12 protein-coding genes and 1 tRNA gene are annotated in these 16,489 nt (G+C 65.5%); 8 read left to right on the forward strand and 5 right to left on the reverse strand.

What is annotated here, in order from left to right; translation table 11 throughout:
• Positions 1-55 precede the first annotated feature (55 nt).
• Positions 56-1,882, reverse strand: a complete 1,827-nt coding sequence (locus tag FGS76_RS07050) for a M61 family metallopeptidase (protein WP_138771915.1) — start codon at positions 1,880-1,882, stop codon at positions 56-58.
• An 86-nt stretch (positions 1,883-1,968) separates the two neighbouring features.
• Here FGS76_RS07050 and FGS76_RS07055 point away from each other — a divergent pair, with 86 nt between their 5' ends.
• Positions 1,969-2,883: an alpha/beta fold hydrolase gene (locus FGS76_RS07055; protein WP_138771916.1), complete on the forward strand. Its 915-nt coding sequence runs from the start codon at positions 1,969-1,971 to the stop codon at positions 2,881-2,883.
• A 236-nt stretch (positions 2,884-3,119) separates the two neighbouring features.
• Here FGS76_RS07055 and FGS76_RS07060 read toward each other — a convergent pair whose 3' ends face one another.
• The 4 genes from FGS76_RS07060 to FGS76_RS07075 form a co-directional block, all read right to left on the reverse strand.
• Positions 3,120-5,198, reverse strand: a complete 2,079-nt coding sequence (locus tag FGS76_RS07060; protein ID WP_138771917.1) for an MltF family protein — start codon at positions 5,196-5,198, stop codon at positions 3,120-3,122.
• A 360-nt stretch (positions 5,199-5,558) separates the two neighbouring features.
• The gene (locus tag FGS76_RS07065) at positions 5,559-6,536 is read right to left on the reverse strand and encodes an IS110 family RNA-guided transposase (protein ID WP_138771918.1); all 978 of its coding nucleotides are present in this window, start codon (positions 6,534-6,536) and stop codon (positions 5,559-5,561) included.
• A gap of 341 nt (positions 6,537-6,877) precedes the next feature.
• Complete coding sequence (locus tag FGS76_RS07070; RefSeq protein WP_138771919.1) at positions 6,878-8,302, reverse strand: thrombospondin type 3 repeat-containing protein; 1,425 nt, start codon at positions 8,300-8,302, stop codon at positions 6,878-6,880.
• A gap of 11 nt (positions 8,303-8,313) precedes the next feature.
• Positions 8,314-9,405: an OmpA family protein gene (locus tag FGS76_RS07075; RefSeq protein WP_138771920.1), complete on the reverse strand. Its 1,092-nt coding sequence runs from the start codon at positions 9,403-9,405 to the stop codon at positions 8,314-8,316.
• Positions 9,406-9,663: 258 nt separating this feature from the next.
• Between FGS76_RS07075 and FGS76_RS07080 the strand changes: the two genes are divergently transcribed.
• The 7 genes from FGS76_RS07080 (at position 9,664) to FGS76_RS07110 (ending at position 16,486) form a co-directional block, all read left to right on the forward strand.
• Positions 9,664-11,685, forward strand: coding sequence for a neutral/alkaline non-lysosomal ceramidase N-terminal domain-containing protein (locus FGS76_RS07080; protein WP_170214419.1), 2,022 nt, complete (start codon positions 9,664-9,666; stop codon positions 11,683-11,685).
• An 84-nt stretch (positions 11,686-11,769) separates the two neighbouring features.
• On the forward strand, positions 11,770-12,381 hold the full coding sequence (locus FGS76_RS07085) for a hypothetical protein (RefSeq protein WP_138771921.1): 612 nt from the start codon (positions 11,770-11,772) through the stop codon (positions 12,379-12,381).
• Positions 12,382-12,486: 105 nt separating this feature from the next.
• The gene (gene msrA / locus FGS76_RS07090) at positions 12,487-13,107 is read left to right on the forward strand and encodes a peptide-methionine (S)-S-oxide reductase MsrA (protein ID WP_138771922.1); all 621 of its coding nucleotides are present in this window, start codon (positions 12,487-12,489) and stop codon (positions 13,105-13,107) included.
• Positions 13,108-13,135: 28 nt separating this feature from the next.
• Positions 13,136-13,561, forward strand: coding sequence for a peptide-methionine (R)-S-oxide reductase MsrB (gene msrB / locus FGS76_RS07095; RefSeq protein WP_138771923.1), 426 nt, complete (start codon positions 13,136-13,138; stop codon positions 13,559-13,561).
• Positions 13,562-13,639: 78 nt separating this feature from the next.
• A tRNA-Thr gene (locus FGS76_RS07100) sits at positions 13,640-13,715 on the forward strand.
• Between the two features lie 62 nt (positions 13,716-13,777).
• Positions 13,778-14,137, forward strand: coding sequence for a DUF488 domain-containing protein (locus FGS76_RS07105; protein ID WP_138771924.1), 360 nt, complete (start codon positions 13,778-13,780; stop codon positions 14,135-14,137).
• A gap of 255 nt (positions 14,138-14,392) precedes the next feature.
• Positions 14,393-16,486 (forward strand): TonB-dependent receptor plug domain-containing protein, encoded by a 2,094-nt coding sequence (locus tag FGS76_RS07110; protein WP_138771925.1) that lies wholly within the window; start codon positions 14,393-14,395, stop codon positions 16,484-16,486.
• The last annotated feature ends 3 nt before the right edge of the window (positions 16,487-16,489 follow it).

Here is a 16,489-nt window from a genome sequence, read left to right on the forward strand (position 1 = left end):
CCACGGTGTCCAAAACGCCGTAGGAGCGGCTTCAGCCGCGATATCAATCGCCATATCAACCGCGATTAAGCAACCACGCCCGTCCTTTGTCATTAAGATGGCCACCGTCGATGCTCAGCCAGGCGGTGGTGGCCTCGGACGGCGCCAGGGTGACGCTGAAACGCATCAACTCATCGCGGCGGAAGGCGTGCACTTCCACCCGCTCGCCCTCGGCGTAGGCGGCCAGCATCGTGTCCAGATTGGCGGCGTCCACCTTGAGGCCGTCCACGGCGATGATCACATCGCCGGCGGACAGGCCGGCGGCCATGGCGGCGCCCTGCTCATAGGCCAGTTGCACCCGGGCGCCGGCCGGGTCGGCGGCCACCCGCACGCCCAGGTTCACCGGCGCCTCGCCGCTGGCGGCGCCGGGTTTTCCAGCCCCTGGTTTGCCACCTGGTTTGCCACCTAGGTCGCCATGCCCTTCGGCGGCGCGCCAATGCAGGGTGATACCGCGCTCCGCCAGCAGTTCCGCCAGCGGCAGGTCCTCGGTGCTGTACAGGGCCTGGCGGAAGAAATCGCCCAGGTCGGCGCCGGCCACTTCCTCCGCCAGCGGGCGGATGCCCTGCTCCGGCACCCCTTCGCCGGTCTGCCCATAACGCTGCCACAGCAGCCGCATCAGATCGTCCAGGCCACGGGCGTCGTCGGTGAGCCGGCGCAGGGTCAGGTCCAGGGCCAGGGCGATCAGCGCGCCCTTGGCGTAATAGCTGACAATGGCGTTGGGGGCGTTTTCGTCCCGCTTGTAAAAGCGTGTCCAGGCATCAAAGCTGGATTCGGTAACGGTCTGCTTGTGGCGGCCCTCGCCCCGGTACACCCGGGTGATGGTCTGTCCCAGCAGCTCCAGATAGCTTTCCGGTTTAATCAACCCGGTGCGCGCCAGGGACAGGTCGTCGTAGTAGCTGGTGATGCCCTCGAACGCCCACAGCAATTCGGTGTGCACCTCGCCGCGCAGGTCGAACGGCGTGAACGCCGCCGGCTTGATGCGCTTCACGTTCCAGGTATGGAAGTACTCGTGGCTGCACAGGCCCAGATAGCTCCGGTAGCCGTCACGGACCCGGTCCGGGCCGTCGGTGCGCAGCGGCAGGTCGGTACGCGGGCTCATCAGGCTGGTGGAGTTGCGGTGCTCCAGGCCGCCATAGCCGTTGGTGACCAGGGTCATGAACACATAGCGGTCCATGGGCGCCGGCTCGCCGAACAGCTTGATATGGTGCTCGCAGATCGGCTTCAGGTCCCGGCACAGCCGCGCCATGTCCGCCCGCTGCCGGCCGCTGAGCACCACCTGGTGGGGCACGCCGCAGGCCTCGAACTCGGCGTGCTCGAAGTCGCCCATCTCCACCGGATGATCCAGCAGGGCGTCATAGTCGTCGGCGCGGAAACGGCCGAAGCCCAGCTCCGGGCCGCTCACCCGTTGCAGCCCGGTGGCCAGTTTCCAGGTGCCATAGGCGGCGCCCTCCGGCGCCTCGATGTCCACCTGGCAGGGCTGGTCCTCGAAACCCATGGCGGCGAGGAACACACAGGGGCCGTTGAAATAGCCGTGGGTGGTGTCCAGGTGGGCGCCGCGCACCGACAGGTCCCAGGCGTAGACCTGATAGTCCACGGTCACCGGGCCGCTGACCGGCGGCAACTGCCAGGTCTGCTTGTCGATCTTGGCCACGTCCAGGGGCTGATCGCCGGCGCGGGCTTCCAGGCTGACGATATGGCGGGCGAAATCACGAATCATGTAGCTGCCCGGAATCCAGGCCGGCAGGGTCAGCCCCTGGCCTTCCGGGGTGGGCTCGGCCACCGTCAGGGACACCTGGAAAAGATGGGCTTCCGGTCTCAGGGGACGAATCCGATAGTGAATCACACCGACTCCTTTGCGGGTGGGGAAGCTGGTCACTCAAGGCTCATCATGATACATGTTCAGCACTGTTTCAGGGGACCCCATCCACCATGACTTCGGACTGTTTCGTAATTGGCGCCGGCGACGGCCACAGCATCGGCGTGCACGAATGGCGCGCCGCCGACCCGATCGGCACCTTGATCTGGCTGCACGGCATGGGCGAGCACGGCGCCCGCTACCAGGCGCTGGGTGAAATCCTCGCCGAGCACGGCTGGAATCTGTACTGCCCGGACCATCGCGGCCACGGCATCAGCATGGACACCGACCAGCCCCCCGGCCATTTCGCCGACCAGGACGGCTGGGACAAGGTCATCAACGACGTGGAAAAAGTGGTGGAGACGGTGGCCGAGCGCCAACCGGGCGCCCTGGTGCTGGGCGGCCACAGCATGGGCTCGTTCCTGGCCCTGGCCGGCGCCGAACGGTTCGGCGACCGCCTGGACGGCCTGGTGCTGTGCGGCAGCGACTACCACGCCGCCGGCTATTACCGGACGCTGCTGCCGGTGATCCGCTGGCAGCAGCGCCGCCAGGGCCCGCGCGGCCTGAGTAACCTGATCGACGCCCTCACCTTCCGCGCCTGGGCACGCAGCGTGCCGGACGCGGCCACCCCGTTCGACTGGCTCAGCAACGACCCGGCCCAGGTGGCCGCCTACATCGACGACCCCAAGTGTGGCTTCCAATGCACCAACGCCACCTGGGTGTCGCTGGTCTCGGCCCTGGCCCGGATTCACTCCGGCAAGGGCCTGGCGGCGCTGCCCAAAAACCTGCCGGTGCTGCTGCTGGGCGGCCGCAAGGACCCGATGAGCGGCGGCGGCAAGGGCATGGACCGGCTGGAAAAAGCCCTACGCCGCCGCGCCCTGCCCCTGCAACGCCTGGACTGCCCGGAAGGCCGCCATGAAATCCTCAACGACTACTGCGCCCCGGAAGTCCGGCAGACGTTGTTGGAGTGGTTGAATCGGAGGCTTTAACTGCAAGCTGCAAGCTGCAAGCTGCAAGCTGCAAGCTGCAAGCTGCAAGCTGCAAGCTGCAAGCTGCAAGCTGCAAGCTGCAAGCTGCAAGCTGCAAGCTGCAAGCTGCAAGCTGCAAGCCAGAACAGCCTGACGGCCCCTAAGAACCCGTCAAGCCTTAATGGAGGTGTTTTGCCTGTAGCTTGCAGCTTGCAGCTTGCAGCTTCAGGCCCGAGGCCTGAGGCCTGAGCCTCTAATCATTCCGGCTGCGCGGAAATGTTGTTTTCCACCGTGAATTCCACGTAACCCAGATACCGGTTGCGGATCTCGCGCACGTATTTCACCGGTTCCGAGCCGCGCACGTAGCCGAACCGGGCCTGGCGGGCGTATTGGGGGCGGGACAGCAGCAGCATGGCGCTTTCCACGTTGTCGAACCAGCGGTCCGGGTCCTTGCCCAGGCGTTGGGCCAGGCGCCGGGCGTCTTCCACGTGGCCGGAGCCGGCGTTGTAGGCGGCCAGGCCGAAATAGAGTTTCTGCGCCAGTTCCAGCCGTTGTGGAAAGCGGTCCTCCAGCCATTGCAGGTAGGCCATGCCGGCGGCAATGCCCTGCTCCGGGTCGTGGGGGTCGCTGAAGCCGAACTGGCGGGCGGTGCGCGGCATCACCTGCATCAGGCCCTGGGCACCGGCGAACGAGCGGGCATCCGGGTTGAACTTGCTTTCCTGATACATCTGCGACACCACCAGGCGCCAGTCGAAACCGTATTTCAGGGCGTATTCCTTGATCAGATCGTCATAGGGCGAGATCTGCTTGCCCGCTTCCACCCGGTATTCCTCGTGCAGGCGGATGGTCTTGGGTTCGGTGAAATAGCGGTTGAAGGTGACGTTGTAGAACAGGCCCTTGTAGTTGCGGCCGATGTAGCCGTCCAGCTGCTTTTTCAGCGCCGGCTGATTGGCGCGCAGGCCCCAGGCGATGTGGCGCTCGCCTTCCAGGGTCCACAGCGGCTGAATGTCATCGCGGTAGGTGCTTTCCAGGGCCGCCAGGTGGCTGTCCACCATGGTCAGGTCCGCGTCGCCGTCGGCCACCTGCTGAATCAGCATCTCCGAGGTGACCCCCTCCAGCCGTCGCAGGGACAGGTCGATGCCGCTGGCGCGCAGCCGCTCCAGGCTGTCCACGAAGGCGCTGTCGGCGGCCACCGTCACGGTGCGCCCGTCCAATTCGTTCACCGACTCGAACGGCGCCTCGTCGGCGCGGCCGATAATCTGTTCGTGCACTTCCAGGTAGCGCTTGCTGAAGTGCCAGCCGGCCTGCTTGCGTTCCTCGGTGACGGTCATGGAGGCGGCGATCACATCGCCGGCGCCCTCTTCCAGGGCCTGGAACATTTCCGAGGCGCTGTTGCGCACCACCATGCGCACCCGCAGGCCGTGTTGCTTGGCGAAATGGCGGATCAGGTCGTAATCGAACCCCATCAGTTCACCGCGCCAGAGGAAGTAGCTGGCCGGGTTGTTGGAGGTGATCACGCGCAGCACGCCCTCCGCCTTGATCGCCTTCCAGTCCCGCTGCACCCGCTTCTGCACCGAGGCGCTCACATGGTGGCTGACGATGAACTCATTGATCGCCGCGCGCAGCTCCGGGTTGCCCTGGCGCACCGCCCAGGCAATGCGCCGGCGCTCCTGCACCACCGGCCCCCGGCGCAGGTCGTCATAGTCCATCAACAGGCTTTCCAGCATGTTGCCGTCGACGATGGTGGCGCCATAGAGACCCTCGGCCACCGCGTCCAGCAGCGCCACGTCGGAGGTGTCGCCGGGCAGGGTTTCCACCTTGATGTCGTCGAAGCGCTCCGCCAGCCCGGCGGCGGTTTCCGCGTAGGCGGTGCCTTCCGGTACCGCCAGGGTCATCGCGCCCAGCCCGGCCAGGTCGTCGCCTTCACGGCTGGTCGGCACCACCAGGTATTCGTCGATCACCGCCACCGGCGTACAGAACGCCACCGACTCGCCCCGGTCCTCGGTGACCGAATAGTTGCTGACGATCATGTCGGCGCCACCGTCGTTCAGCAGTTCCGCCAGCGCCCCGGTGCTGTCGGCGTAGACCCAGCGCGGTTCCAGCCCCAGCGCTTCGGCGGCGGCCTCGGCCTGCTCACGAAACTCCTGCAACGGCACGCCCTCGCGCACCAGTGCCTGTTCTTCATCGAAACGTGGCGCCGCCAAACGCAGCACGCCCCGTTCGCGCAGCGCCTCCAGGTCGCCGGTTTCAGTGTAGTCAGGGCCCTGGCCGCAGCCGGCCAGCAACAGCAACGTCAGCGCCGCCAGCAGCGTGGCGGTTACCGGGTTTTGAGTCATACGTTCGATCCCTCCTGCGCACCAATCTAACCGAAAAGGGTGATCGGCGGCGAATTGTTAAATGGAGGGTGCAAGGCGCGGCGTGAGGGGAACGAAAAAAAGTTCAGGGATGGCGGCTGTAGGAGCGGCTTCAGCCGCGATTAACGGCGGTGCCATCGCCAGCTGATCGCGACTGAAGTCGCTCCTACACAAGGGCCGCGATGAACCGGGATGGGGGATGGAAACTGTAGGAGCGGCTTCAGCCGCGATTAACGGCGGTGCCATCGCCACCTTATCGCGACTGAAGTCGCTCCTACACAAGGGCCGCGATGAACCAGAATGCGGGATGGAGGCTGTAGATACCGTCTCTCCTATCCGGACTCAACCCCCAGCGGGTTGGGTCTGGAATGGGGTTTGCCGATGCAGCACGCCGAAGGCGATGTGCATCAGCTTGCGCATTGCCGCAGTCAGTGCGGACATGGGCGTTTTTCCGGCCTGCCGCAACCGAGTGTAGAACCCTTGAACCACCGGGTTGTAGCGGCTTGCGGTCAGCGCCGCCATGTAAAGCCGTCGGCGCATCGCCGGCGAGCCTTTCTTGGTTAGACGCGGTCGACCTCGCACCGAGCTGCCCGATGTCCATTCGCATGGCACCAGCCCCACGAACGCCGCCGCCTGGCGAGCGCTGCGGAACGTCTTGCCTCGCAACAGAACCATCAGATGGACCGAGGTGACTTCACCGATTCCGGGGATGCTCTCAAGCAGCGCCTGGTCGCGTTTGAGATCACCATCGCCGTCGATATGGTCTTTGATCTCTTCGCGCAGCCGTTTCGCCTCGCCCTGCAGGGCCAGCAGAACCTGATCGATCGATGACACCGTCTCCGTATCCCGGCTGAACATCGCTTTCTCTCGCCGATTCTCTTCCCGCTGGATGTCTTGCTGGACAGTCTCCAGACGACCGGCGAGGCGCCGTAACCGCCGAATCGCCGCCGGTTCCGGTTGCCACCGGGGTGGCTGCCGGTCGAGCCCGTAGCGCGCCAGAAGCTGGCTGTCCTTCTTGTCCGTCTTGCCTGAGTGGCCCAACGCATGGCCGTAATGCCGGACCTGGGCGGGGTTCACGACATGGACCTGGACACCGACTTCGTGCAGCCATTCGGCCACCGGCTCGTGGTAAATACCCGTGGCTTCCAGATACACGCGCAAATCCCGGGCTTGCTCACCGGTTTGGCGGGTCAGCCAGTCGATCAATGCGGGAAAGTGTTTGGGGTGGTTGGTGAAGACCTTGGTCTTCACTTTGCCGTTTTCACGCAGCCAGCATAGGTCCAGCTTGCTCTTACTAACGTCGATGCCGATGTAAGCCATCTCTCTACCTTGCCTTGTCTGTGCAGCCTCTCTTCTAACCGGAAGTGGCTTGGATACCGTTCAAGTTTTGAGAGAAACAGCCCGGTGGTCCGATCTACAACACAGGTTCACGGACCTCAGGAGCGGCTCGGGTTGCCACCGGGCTGATAGGATGATGGTAGCTAACCATCAACCCGTGGAGAGACACAAGGAGCGGCTTCAGCCGCGATCAACGGCGGTGCCATTGCCACCTTATCGCGACTGAAGTCGCTCCTACACAAGGGTTCCGGGTACCCACAGCGAAGAACCAAAAAAAAGGGGCGCCCGAGGGCGCCCCATGATCTGACTGATCAGAGAGAGTATCAAGGTGCCGGGGTGGTGCCGGCGCAGACGCGGTGGATGCGCAGCTCGTCGCTGACGTTGAGCAGGCCCGCGTACTCCAGTTCCACGCTGTCGAAGGTCACCGCGCTGGTGTCCACTTCGGCGGACAGGAAGCGCTGGTTGCTGTCCAGGGACAGGCCCAGCAGTTCCAGATCAAGCAGGCCGCCGTCCACGGTGAAGCTCTGTACCACCTGGCCGTTGTCCACCAGACGCAGGGTCAGGAAGTTGCCGAGCAGGCCCAGGTTGAGCAGCGGAGAGGCCGGGTCGGAGATCACGAAGCCGATGCGGTCAATGCCAGTGAAGTCATTGCTGTCGTCAATGGCGTCGGCGTGGATCTCGGCGCCGCCGTAGATCAGTGCCGCGGACACGTTCATCTGGGCAAAGTTATCGTCGATGTTATCGATGATGTAGCCCGGGTTTTCCACGCTGGCCACGGCCAGACCGGTGGAGCTGCCGGAGGCCTGGAAGTCCGTGTTCAGCAGCGGCTGGTAGGCGCTGGTGGCATTACAGGTGAAACCGTTGGTGTCGCACACATCGCCGATGCCGTCGCCGTCCGCGTCCGCCTGGTCGGCGTTGGCGATGGTCGGGCAGTTGTCGATGTCGTCCGGCACGCCGTCGTCATCCTCGTCCTGGGTGTTGTCCACCGGGCAGCCGTTGTTGATGGCCGGGCCGGGGGTGCGCGGGCACTCGTCGTCCACGTTGTTCACGCCGTCGCCGTCCTGGTCGTCGTCGCAAACGTCGCCCACGTTATCACCGTCCAGGTCTTCCTGGTTCGGGTTGGGCACCAGCAGACAGTTGTCGCTTTGGTCCGGCACGCCGTCGCCGTCGGTATCGCCGTCACAGGCGTCACCGGTGCCGTCACCGTCGGTGTCCAGCTGATCGTTGTTGGCGGTGTAGGGGCAGTTGTCGTCGTCGTTGGGCACGCCGTCGTCGTCGATATCGTTGTCACAGACATCGCCGATGCCATCTCTATCGATATCGGACTGGTTGGGGTTCGGAACCGCCGGACAGTTGTCCTTGTTGTCCTCGATGCCATCACCGTCCTGGTCGATGTTGTTGTCGCAGGCGTCGCCGATGCCGTCACCGTCGGTGTCGGTCTGGGCCGGGTTGGCCACGCGCGGACAGTTGTCGGTGTCGTTGTCGACGCCATCGTCATCGATGTCGTCGTCACAGGCGTCGCCGATGCCGTCCTGGTCCTGGTCCAGCTGGCTGTGGTTGGCCACCGCCGGGCAGTTGTCCTGGTCATCGGGAATGCCGTCGTTGTCCTGGTCGTCGGGCACGTTGGGCGTGGGATCACCGCCGCCACCGCCACCACCGCCGCCGCCACTGCTGGCGTTACAGCCGTAGATGCCGGCGCCAAGCACGGCGAGCAGGACCAGCATGGTCAGATTCTTGATGTTCAACATGTCGATTCTCCTCACTTCTCGGTGACGCGGAATTCGACGCGGCGGTTCATCGCGCGGCCGGATTCGTTGTCGTTGCTGGCCACCGGCTCCAGTTCACCGTAACCACGGGCGGTGAGCCGGTCGGCGTCGACGCCGCGCATCACCAGATACTGGCGCACCGCTTCGGCACGCTGGCTGGACAGCTGTTGGTTGTAGTTGGCGTTACCGACGCTGTCGGTGTGGCCGGCCACCTCCACGCGGAAGTCGGTCTGCGCCTTGAGCGAGTCCGCGATCCGGTTGAGGGTCGATTCAGAACCGGCGGTGAGCCGCGCCGAATCAAATTCAAAGTTGATGTTGCTGAGCGTCACGGTCTGGTTGGCGATCAAACAGCCCTTGGCGTCCACCTGCCCGCCCTGCAGGGTGTTCGGGCACTGGTCACGATCGTCCGGTACGCCGTCGCCGTCGGAATCAATGGAAGGCTTGGGCTGGATGCGCACCTCGCGGGTTTCCACCACCACTTTTTCCTTGGTGACCACCTTGGTGTAGCCGAGCGGGAATTCCACGCCCAGTGCCAGGCGCACATCGCCGAAGGGACCGTCGCCGCGGGCCGGGCCGGCACCGTCGAAATCGTCATAGACGTAGCGCACGTCGCCACGGAATTTCAGGCCGTTGTCGAACACCGGGCCGGTGACCGCGCCGAAGCCGGCGGTGGCGCCGAAGTTGGTGTCCTGGTCGTTATCGGGCAGCACTTCCTGGTCGATGGCGCCCACGGTGACGATGGCATAGGGCGTGAACCCGGTGCGGTCACCGAACGCATAGGCCAGGCCCGTGGTCAGATGGTATTGATAGAAGTCCTGGGTGTTGGGAATGCCCGGGTCCATCTTGTAGAACCCGAACTCGGTTTCCCACCAGACGCGATCGGAGAGCTGGCGACCATAAAAGACGCCATAGCCGGAAGCATCGTCGTTGTATTGACGGTCCTCGTCCAGATCCACGTAGGCGCCGAAGCCACCCACGTACTGGCGCGTATTCATATCCTCTTCGTAATGTTCCTCCGCCAGAGCCGGCTGCATCGCCAGCCCCACGGCCACTACCAATGCGGATAATTTGAAGCTTGCTTGCATGGTGTTACCCCCCTCGGGTATCAACGGATTACACTGCAAGCATTGGAATAGCTGGAGGGCATAAAAAAAACAGAGTTCCCGTGACTTCCAGTAGGAATAGTGTTGAAAACATCACTCCGGGTTTTCATAACGTGTCCCAGCGTTGTCGCTTTGTATCCCTTCCGTACCAACGTCACCGCTGGACCGCTTTTTTGTTGTGCGACCCGGGACCCAATGGTACGTTCGTACAAATATAAAAATTCAAGGATCGGACAGCTCATGCCTCCCGCCCGTCGATCACGCCGGCGCCTGGGAATGGGGTTGCTGGTGTTGCTGCTGCTCGCCGGCGCCGCCCTGCTCCACACAGCCTGGCCATTTCTGTTCTATCCCCGCGCGTCACTCAGTTTCCAGGTGCCGGCGCCGCGCCCGGCAGCGCTCTCCGGCCCGGCCCTGGCCGGTGTCGCCGAGGTGGATATCACGCCGGCCATCGGCCTGCCCAAGTTCGGCTATTCCGCCTGGGCCGCCGACGGCGACGGCCTGCGCACCCGGCTCAAGGCCCGGGCCTTCTACCTGCACGGTCCCGGGGGCACGCCGCTGGCCCTGGTTCAGCTGGACCTGGGCGCCGGCTCCCTGCCCCTGCATTACGCGGTGGCGCAGCGCATCGCCGAACACACCGATGTACCCGCCCAGGGCCTCAGCCTGCTGGTCACCCACACCCACTCCGGGCCCGGCCAGTACCTGGGCAGCGATGTCTATAATGTGTTCGGCGGCAACCGACCCGGTTTCGACCCGGTGCTGTTCGACTTCCTGGCCGAGCGCATCAGCAGCGCGGTGATTCGCGCCTACCAGGGCCGCCGCCCGGCACGGTTCGCCACCGGCGCCCGGCAGGTGTGGGGGCTGACCCGCAACCGCTCGATACAGGCCTGGGCCCGCAACCATCAGCTGGACCCGGACACCCTGGACGGCAATACCGAGCGGCGCGCGGTGAACCCGCGCATGACCCAGCTGCGCATTGATCTGCAGGCGGACGATGGCCGCTACTATCCGGCCGGCGCCCTGACCCTGTTTTCCATCCACGGCACCGCCATCCCCGCCTTCACCGGCCCCTACCACGCGGACGTCTGGCACTGGCTGGCGCGGGGGCCCGTCCGCCGCTTCACCGCCGATGAACTGCCCTGGCCCCTGGTGCACGGCGCCGTCCAGGCCACCCATGCCGACAACAACCCGGCCTGGCTGCCGGAACATCGTGGCGACCTGGAAGCCCGGCGCATCGGCACCGCTCTCGGCGAGCAGGCCGCCGACCTGTTCGAATCCCTGGGCGAGCGGATGTCGCCGCGCCTGGTCACCGCCGCCGGCGCCCGCCAGCTCGATCTGCTGGCACTGGACGACGACCAGCGCCACGGGCTGTGCCCGAGGGCGGTGGTGGGGGCGTCGGTGGCCGGCGCCGCCAACGGCGATGAGGTGTTCCCGATTTCCTATCTGCCTTTCTTGCAGGAAGGCTGGCCCCGGCGGCTGTTCACCGACGGCTGCCAGGGCGTCAAACAATGGATGCTGTCCAAGGCCCAGCTGCTGCTGGCGCCGGAAGCGTTTCCGCACCGCGCCCTGTTCCAGGTGCTGCGCGTCAACGATCTGGTGCTGGTGCCGCTGCCCTGGGAAATTACCCTGGAAAGCGGCAACCGGCTGCGCGGCGCGGTGCTCGACACCCTGCCCGACGGGCAGGACTGGCGGGTGGAGATCTCCAGCCTGGCCAACGGTTTCTTCGGCTACGCGGTCACCCCGGAGGAATACGGCGCCCAGTTCTACGAGGGCGGCCATACCCTGTACGGGCCACACACCCTGGACTTTCTCACCGCGCAGAGCGCGCGGCTGAGCGCCGACCTGTGGCGCACCGGCCAGGTGGCGGAGCTGCCGGCGCGGGCCGACTTCAACCTGCTGCGCCACGATTACTGGCCCACCGCCGCGCGGGATCACAGCTGGGCCCGGCAATGGCGACAGAGCGCGCGCTTCCATGAAGCCAAGGACGAACAGGGCCCATACTGGGCCTGGCGATTCCACGGTGAACCCCCCGGGGCCCTGACCCTGCACCAGACGCTGCTAAGGGTTACCCGCACCGAGGACCGGGCCCTGGTGATCGACGACGAAAGCGGCGACCTGGCCCTGCGTCTGATCGACCAGAACCAACAGGGTGCCGACTATGAGGTGCGCTGGTACCACCCGCCGCCGGCACCGCCGGGCCACTTCCAGCTGCGGATTCTGGCCGGCGAGCACGCCCCCGGGCTCACCTCTCCGGCGTTTCCCTGACCGCCGCCGCGAATTTGCCGGCCCGGTCCGGTGACAGCGCCGGACACGCTGCTACACTGTGTCCTCGTTCAACGGAGGTCGTCCATGAGGACACTGCTTTTCTCGCTGGCCATGCTGTCGCTGACAGGCCTGGCCGGCTGCGCCAGCACCACCCAGATCACCACCCGCACCGTCACCGACAGCCCGCCGCCGCCGGCCACCTCCGTGCTGCTGGCGGCGCAGAGCCCGGAAAGCGATACCCGGGAAACCTGGGAGCTGATCTGCCGGCCGGTATTCGCCCGCAGCGGCCTCACCGTGCATCTGGCCCACCAGGAAGTACCGTTCTGGGACCAGGACGGCCGCGCCGCGTTGAGCGACTGGGCCGGCCAGCACCAGGTCGACCGCATCCTGCTGGTGGATCTGACCGGGCTGCTGACCTCGGCGCCCAACCTGCCGGACCAGCGCGAACTCAACCCGCTCAACCAGGACACCGAGGTGCAACCCACCTGGCGCCTGGGCCTGGACGGGCAGCGCATCCAGCGGGCGCCCCTGGAAGACACCGAGGACCGCTTCCCCGCCTACCTGATGGACGGCACCGGTGCCTCCCTGTGGTACGGCATCGCCCGCACCCACGAGGCCAATGACCAGGCCGCCATCGCCAAGAGCCAGTGCCGCGCCCTGCGCGATGCCCTGCGCCAGGCCGGCCTGCTGCCCTGACCCCGCCGCCCCGGGCATTGATACCCGGGGCGGACGCCCCCATCTGCTGAGCATGCAGCGGGCCCCTTGGCCCCCTGCCCCTGATCCAGCATCCATGGAGGTACCATGAAAGCCGTGATTCCCGGAACATCCCTGGCGATCCACCCGGACCGGTTCCCCGACCCGGCGGACACCCTGCCCGCCGACCGGGACGCCGGCCGCGCCATTCTCGGTGGCGGCTGCTTCTGGTGCGTGGAGGCGGTGTACGCCGCCCTGGACGGAGTCGCCAGCGTGGTCTCCGGCTACGCCGGCGGCGACGCGGACAATGCGAATTATGAAGCGGTGTGCGGCGGCCGCAGCGGCCACGCGGAAGTGGTGGAGGTCACCTACGACCCGGCCCGCATCGGCTTTGGCGACCTGCTCAAACTGTTCTTCTCGGTGGCCCACGACCCCACCCAGAAAGACCGCCAGGGCAACGACCGGGGACCCCAATACCGCTCCTCGATCTTCCCCGTGGACGAGGACCAGGAACGGGTGGCGCGAGCCTACATCGCCCAACTGGACAACGCCGGCGCCTTCACCGCGCCCATCGTCACCACCATCGAAACCGGCCACCCGTTCCACCCGGCGGAGGAGTACCACCAGGACTTCGCCCGCCGTAACCCCAACCAACCCTATATTCAGCACGTGGCGCGGCCCAAGCTGGACAAGCTTCACGCCGCCTTTCCCGATCTGCTGAAATCCTGAACGACTCACTGATCAAAGAGGTTCGTCCATGAGTACGTCCGCCAGCGGTTACGACCTGACGCCGCTCACCGACGCCGAGAAGCAACAGCGCGCCGCCGGCCTCACCGCCGAGGAACGCCGCATCCTACTCAACCAGGGCACCGAACCGCCGTTCTGCGGCGGCCTGCTCGACAACAAGGAAAGCGGCACCTACCAGTGCAAGCTGTGCCACCTGCCCCTGTTCCGCTCCGACGAGAAATTCGAATCCGGCACCGGCTGGCCCAGCTTCTACCAGCCGGTGGACCCGGAGCACGTCAAGGAACTGCGCGACGACAGCCACGGCATGATCCGCACCGAAATCCGCTGCGCCCGCTGCGACGGCCACCTGGGCCATGTGTTCCCCGACGGCCCGCCGCCCACCGGCCTGCGCTACTGCCTGAACTCCGCCTCACTGGTGTTCAAGGCCGGCGACTGAGCGATCCGCGCCCGCCGGGCTTGTCTCGGCGGGCGGTCCTGCTAAACTAGCCCGCCTCGCCCGTCCGGGCGGGAACGTGCCGGAATAGCTCAGTCGGTAGAGCAACTGATTCGTAATCAGTAGGTCGGAGGTTCGATTCCTCTTTCCGGCACCATTCTTTTTCCCCTGGCTTTTCTCCCCGGTCCGCTTGTCCGGAATCCCCCGCAGGAGCACGCCATGAAACAGCCCTCTCGCATTCAATGCAAACGTGTCCACGACCCGGCGGAGCCGTCCGACGGTTATCGCGTGCTGGTGGACCGGATCTGGCCCCGCGGCATCAAAAAAGAAGCCCTCAAAGCCGACGACTGGCGCAAGGACCTGGCGCCTTCCTCGGAGCTGCGCAAATGGTTCGGTCACGATCCGGCACGCTGGGCCGCCTTCTATCAGAAATACCATGCCGAGCTGCGACAGCGGCGCGACGCGGTGGAGGCGTTGCTGAGCGCCTGCGACGGTGGCGTGCTGACCCTGCTGTTCGCCGCCCGCGACCGCGAGCACAATAACGCGGTGGCACTGCGGATGTTTTTGCAATCCGATTGAGCTTCGCTGAACCCGTACGTTGACCGTGAAACCGACGGGCGCCTCCGACATCGGGCCCGCGGATCCGGGCACCGCCCGCGTCCCATTCGGCGGCAAATCGTCTTTGCATTTTGATACGTTATAACATATTGTTCGTCGCCGATTAGGGAGGTCACCGTTCGGGGCCGCGCGCGTTGTCGGCCAGAACATTGATGTTCGTCCGCTTTCTTTTTATTGCCAGCACGTCCGGTCCAGGGCGTCGACAATGGGACATCGATGTTCAAGCCATCCTTTTTTCTTGCCGTTTCCGCTTTTCTTGTCTACCCGGGCAGCGCGGTTCGCGCCGCCGAAACGCCCTCTTCCGTGAACGCCGACCTGGACGCGGTGGTGGTGACCGCCAACCGCACCGCCACCCAGCGGCGCGAAGTCGCCGCACAGGTGGAGGTGATCAACCGGGAGGAGCTGGCCCAGACCCCCGCCGCCTTTGCCACCGACTTTCTGAAAAAGCTCAGCTCCGTGGATGTGATTCAGTATCCCGGCGGCCGTTCCGGGGTCGGGATGCGCGGCTTCCGGCCGGAATTCTCCGGCACCAACCAGCGGGTATTGGTCTTGATCGACGGTCGTCCGGCCGGGGTCACCAGTCTGGGTAATCTGCCCATGGCCGGCGTTGAGCGCGTGGAAGTGGTCAAAGGCTCCGCGTCCGCCGTGTACGGTTCTTCCGCCATGGGCGGGGTGATCAACTTCATCACCCGGGACTCCCGCGGGTCGGTGTCCGGCGGTGTCGGCATCGCCGCCGGCAGCTACGAAACCCTGCGCGCGGACGCGCACGCCGGCGGCAGCCTGACGTCGCGGCTCGATTTCGACGTGGCCTTTGATGAGCGCAGCCAGTTCGACGATTACGATGTGGGCCGCCAATCCCGGTATTTCGACGATGGCTTCCATCAGGGCGGCGGCGCCAAGCGACCCTTCACCTCGTACCAGACCCGCTCCGGTTACGCGCGGCTGGGTTATGGGTTGACCCCGGACTGGCGTGTGGATCTGCGCGGCCAGGTGCTACGCGGTAATGATGTGGAATCCCCCGGCGCCGAATCCGACCGCGAATTGAACCAGGGCCGCTCCAATGTGAACGGCTACGGCTTCGACCTGTCCTTGGCCGGCCGGGTTGGCGACCATCAGCCCACGGTGCGGGCCTACACCACCCGGGAAGCCTACGACAGCCACAAGGCCGCCGGCGGCGAGTTGCTCTACAACGACAGCGACCGCGATACCCGGTTTCACGGCGCGCAGCTGCGCGACGCCTGGACACTGAGCCAGCGCTGGCTCTGGGTGTACGGCCTGGACTACGAGGAAGTGACCAACACCAATCGCCGCTACAACGCGGACGGCGAACGCCTGGGCCCTTACTCACCGGACGATGAGCGGGAAACCCTGGGCGTCTATTCCCAACTCACCTCCAAGTGGCTGGACAACCGCCTGATCGTGGATGTGGGCGCCCGCTACGATGAAATCGAGAACCGTGCCAAGGCCACCCCCTATCGGGAAGACCTGGTGCCCGGCAGCTCACGGTTCGATACCTTCAACCCGCGCGCCGGGGTGGTGTTCTTCCCGCAGCAGGATCGCCGCTGGCGCCTGCATGCCAGTGCCGGTCGCGGCTTCGTGGCGCCGCTGACCCGCGAAACCGCCGGGCGTACCGAGGAGATCGTCGGCCAGCGCCTGCAGATCACCTACAGCAACCCGGACCTGGACCCGGAAACCAGCACTACCTACGACGTCGGCGTGGGCTACCAGGCCGATGCCTGGAACGCGGACCTGACCGGGTTCCAGACCCGGGTGAAGAACAAGATCGAAACCGTGATCCTGACCAGCACCAATGATCTGCGCGAAACCACCTATGTGAACGCCAGCAGTGCCCGCGCGGACGGTCTCGAGGCCACCTTCGGCGTGGATCTTGATCGCTGGCTCAGCGCCCTGCCCGGCAGCCTTCGGTTCACCGGCACGTCCACTTATTACACCAAGCGTGAACAGGAACTGCCGGGCGGTAAGGAACCGTTGCGCAACGTGGCCCGCTTCAAAATGAACGCGGCGCTGGATTACGAAGGCGCGCGGTTCGGCGCCCGCCTCGCCGCCCGTTACGTCAAGGGCATGCAGGATAACGATTACAGCTCCGGGCGTTATTTCAGCGGCGGCCAGGAGCGCCGGTTCGAATTCGACAGCACCACGGTGGTGGACGCGGACCTGCGCTGGTACCTCACCAGCCACCATACCGTCGGCCTGCAGGTGGAGAATCTGTTTGATCGCTACTACTACGAGAAGGCCGACTACCCGGCCGCCGGCCGTTTGATTCTGGCCAGCTACCGCTACGATTTCTAAGGA

The sequence above is a fragment of the Alloalcanivorax gelatiniphagus genome (assembly GCF_005938655.1).
Classification (GTDB): Bacteria; Pseudomonadota; Gammaproteobacteria; order Pseudomonadales; family Alcanivoracaceae; genus Alloalcanivorax; species Alloalcanivorax gelatiniphagus.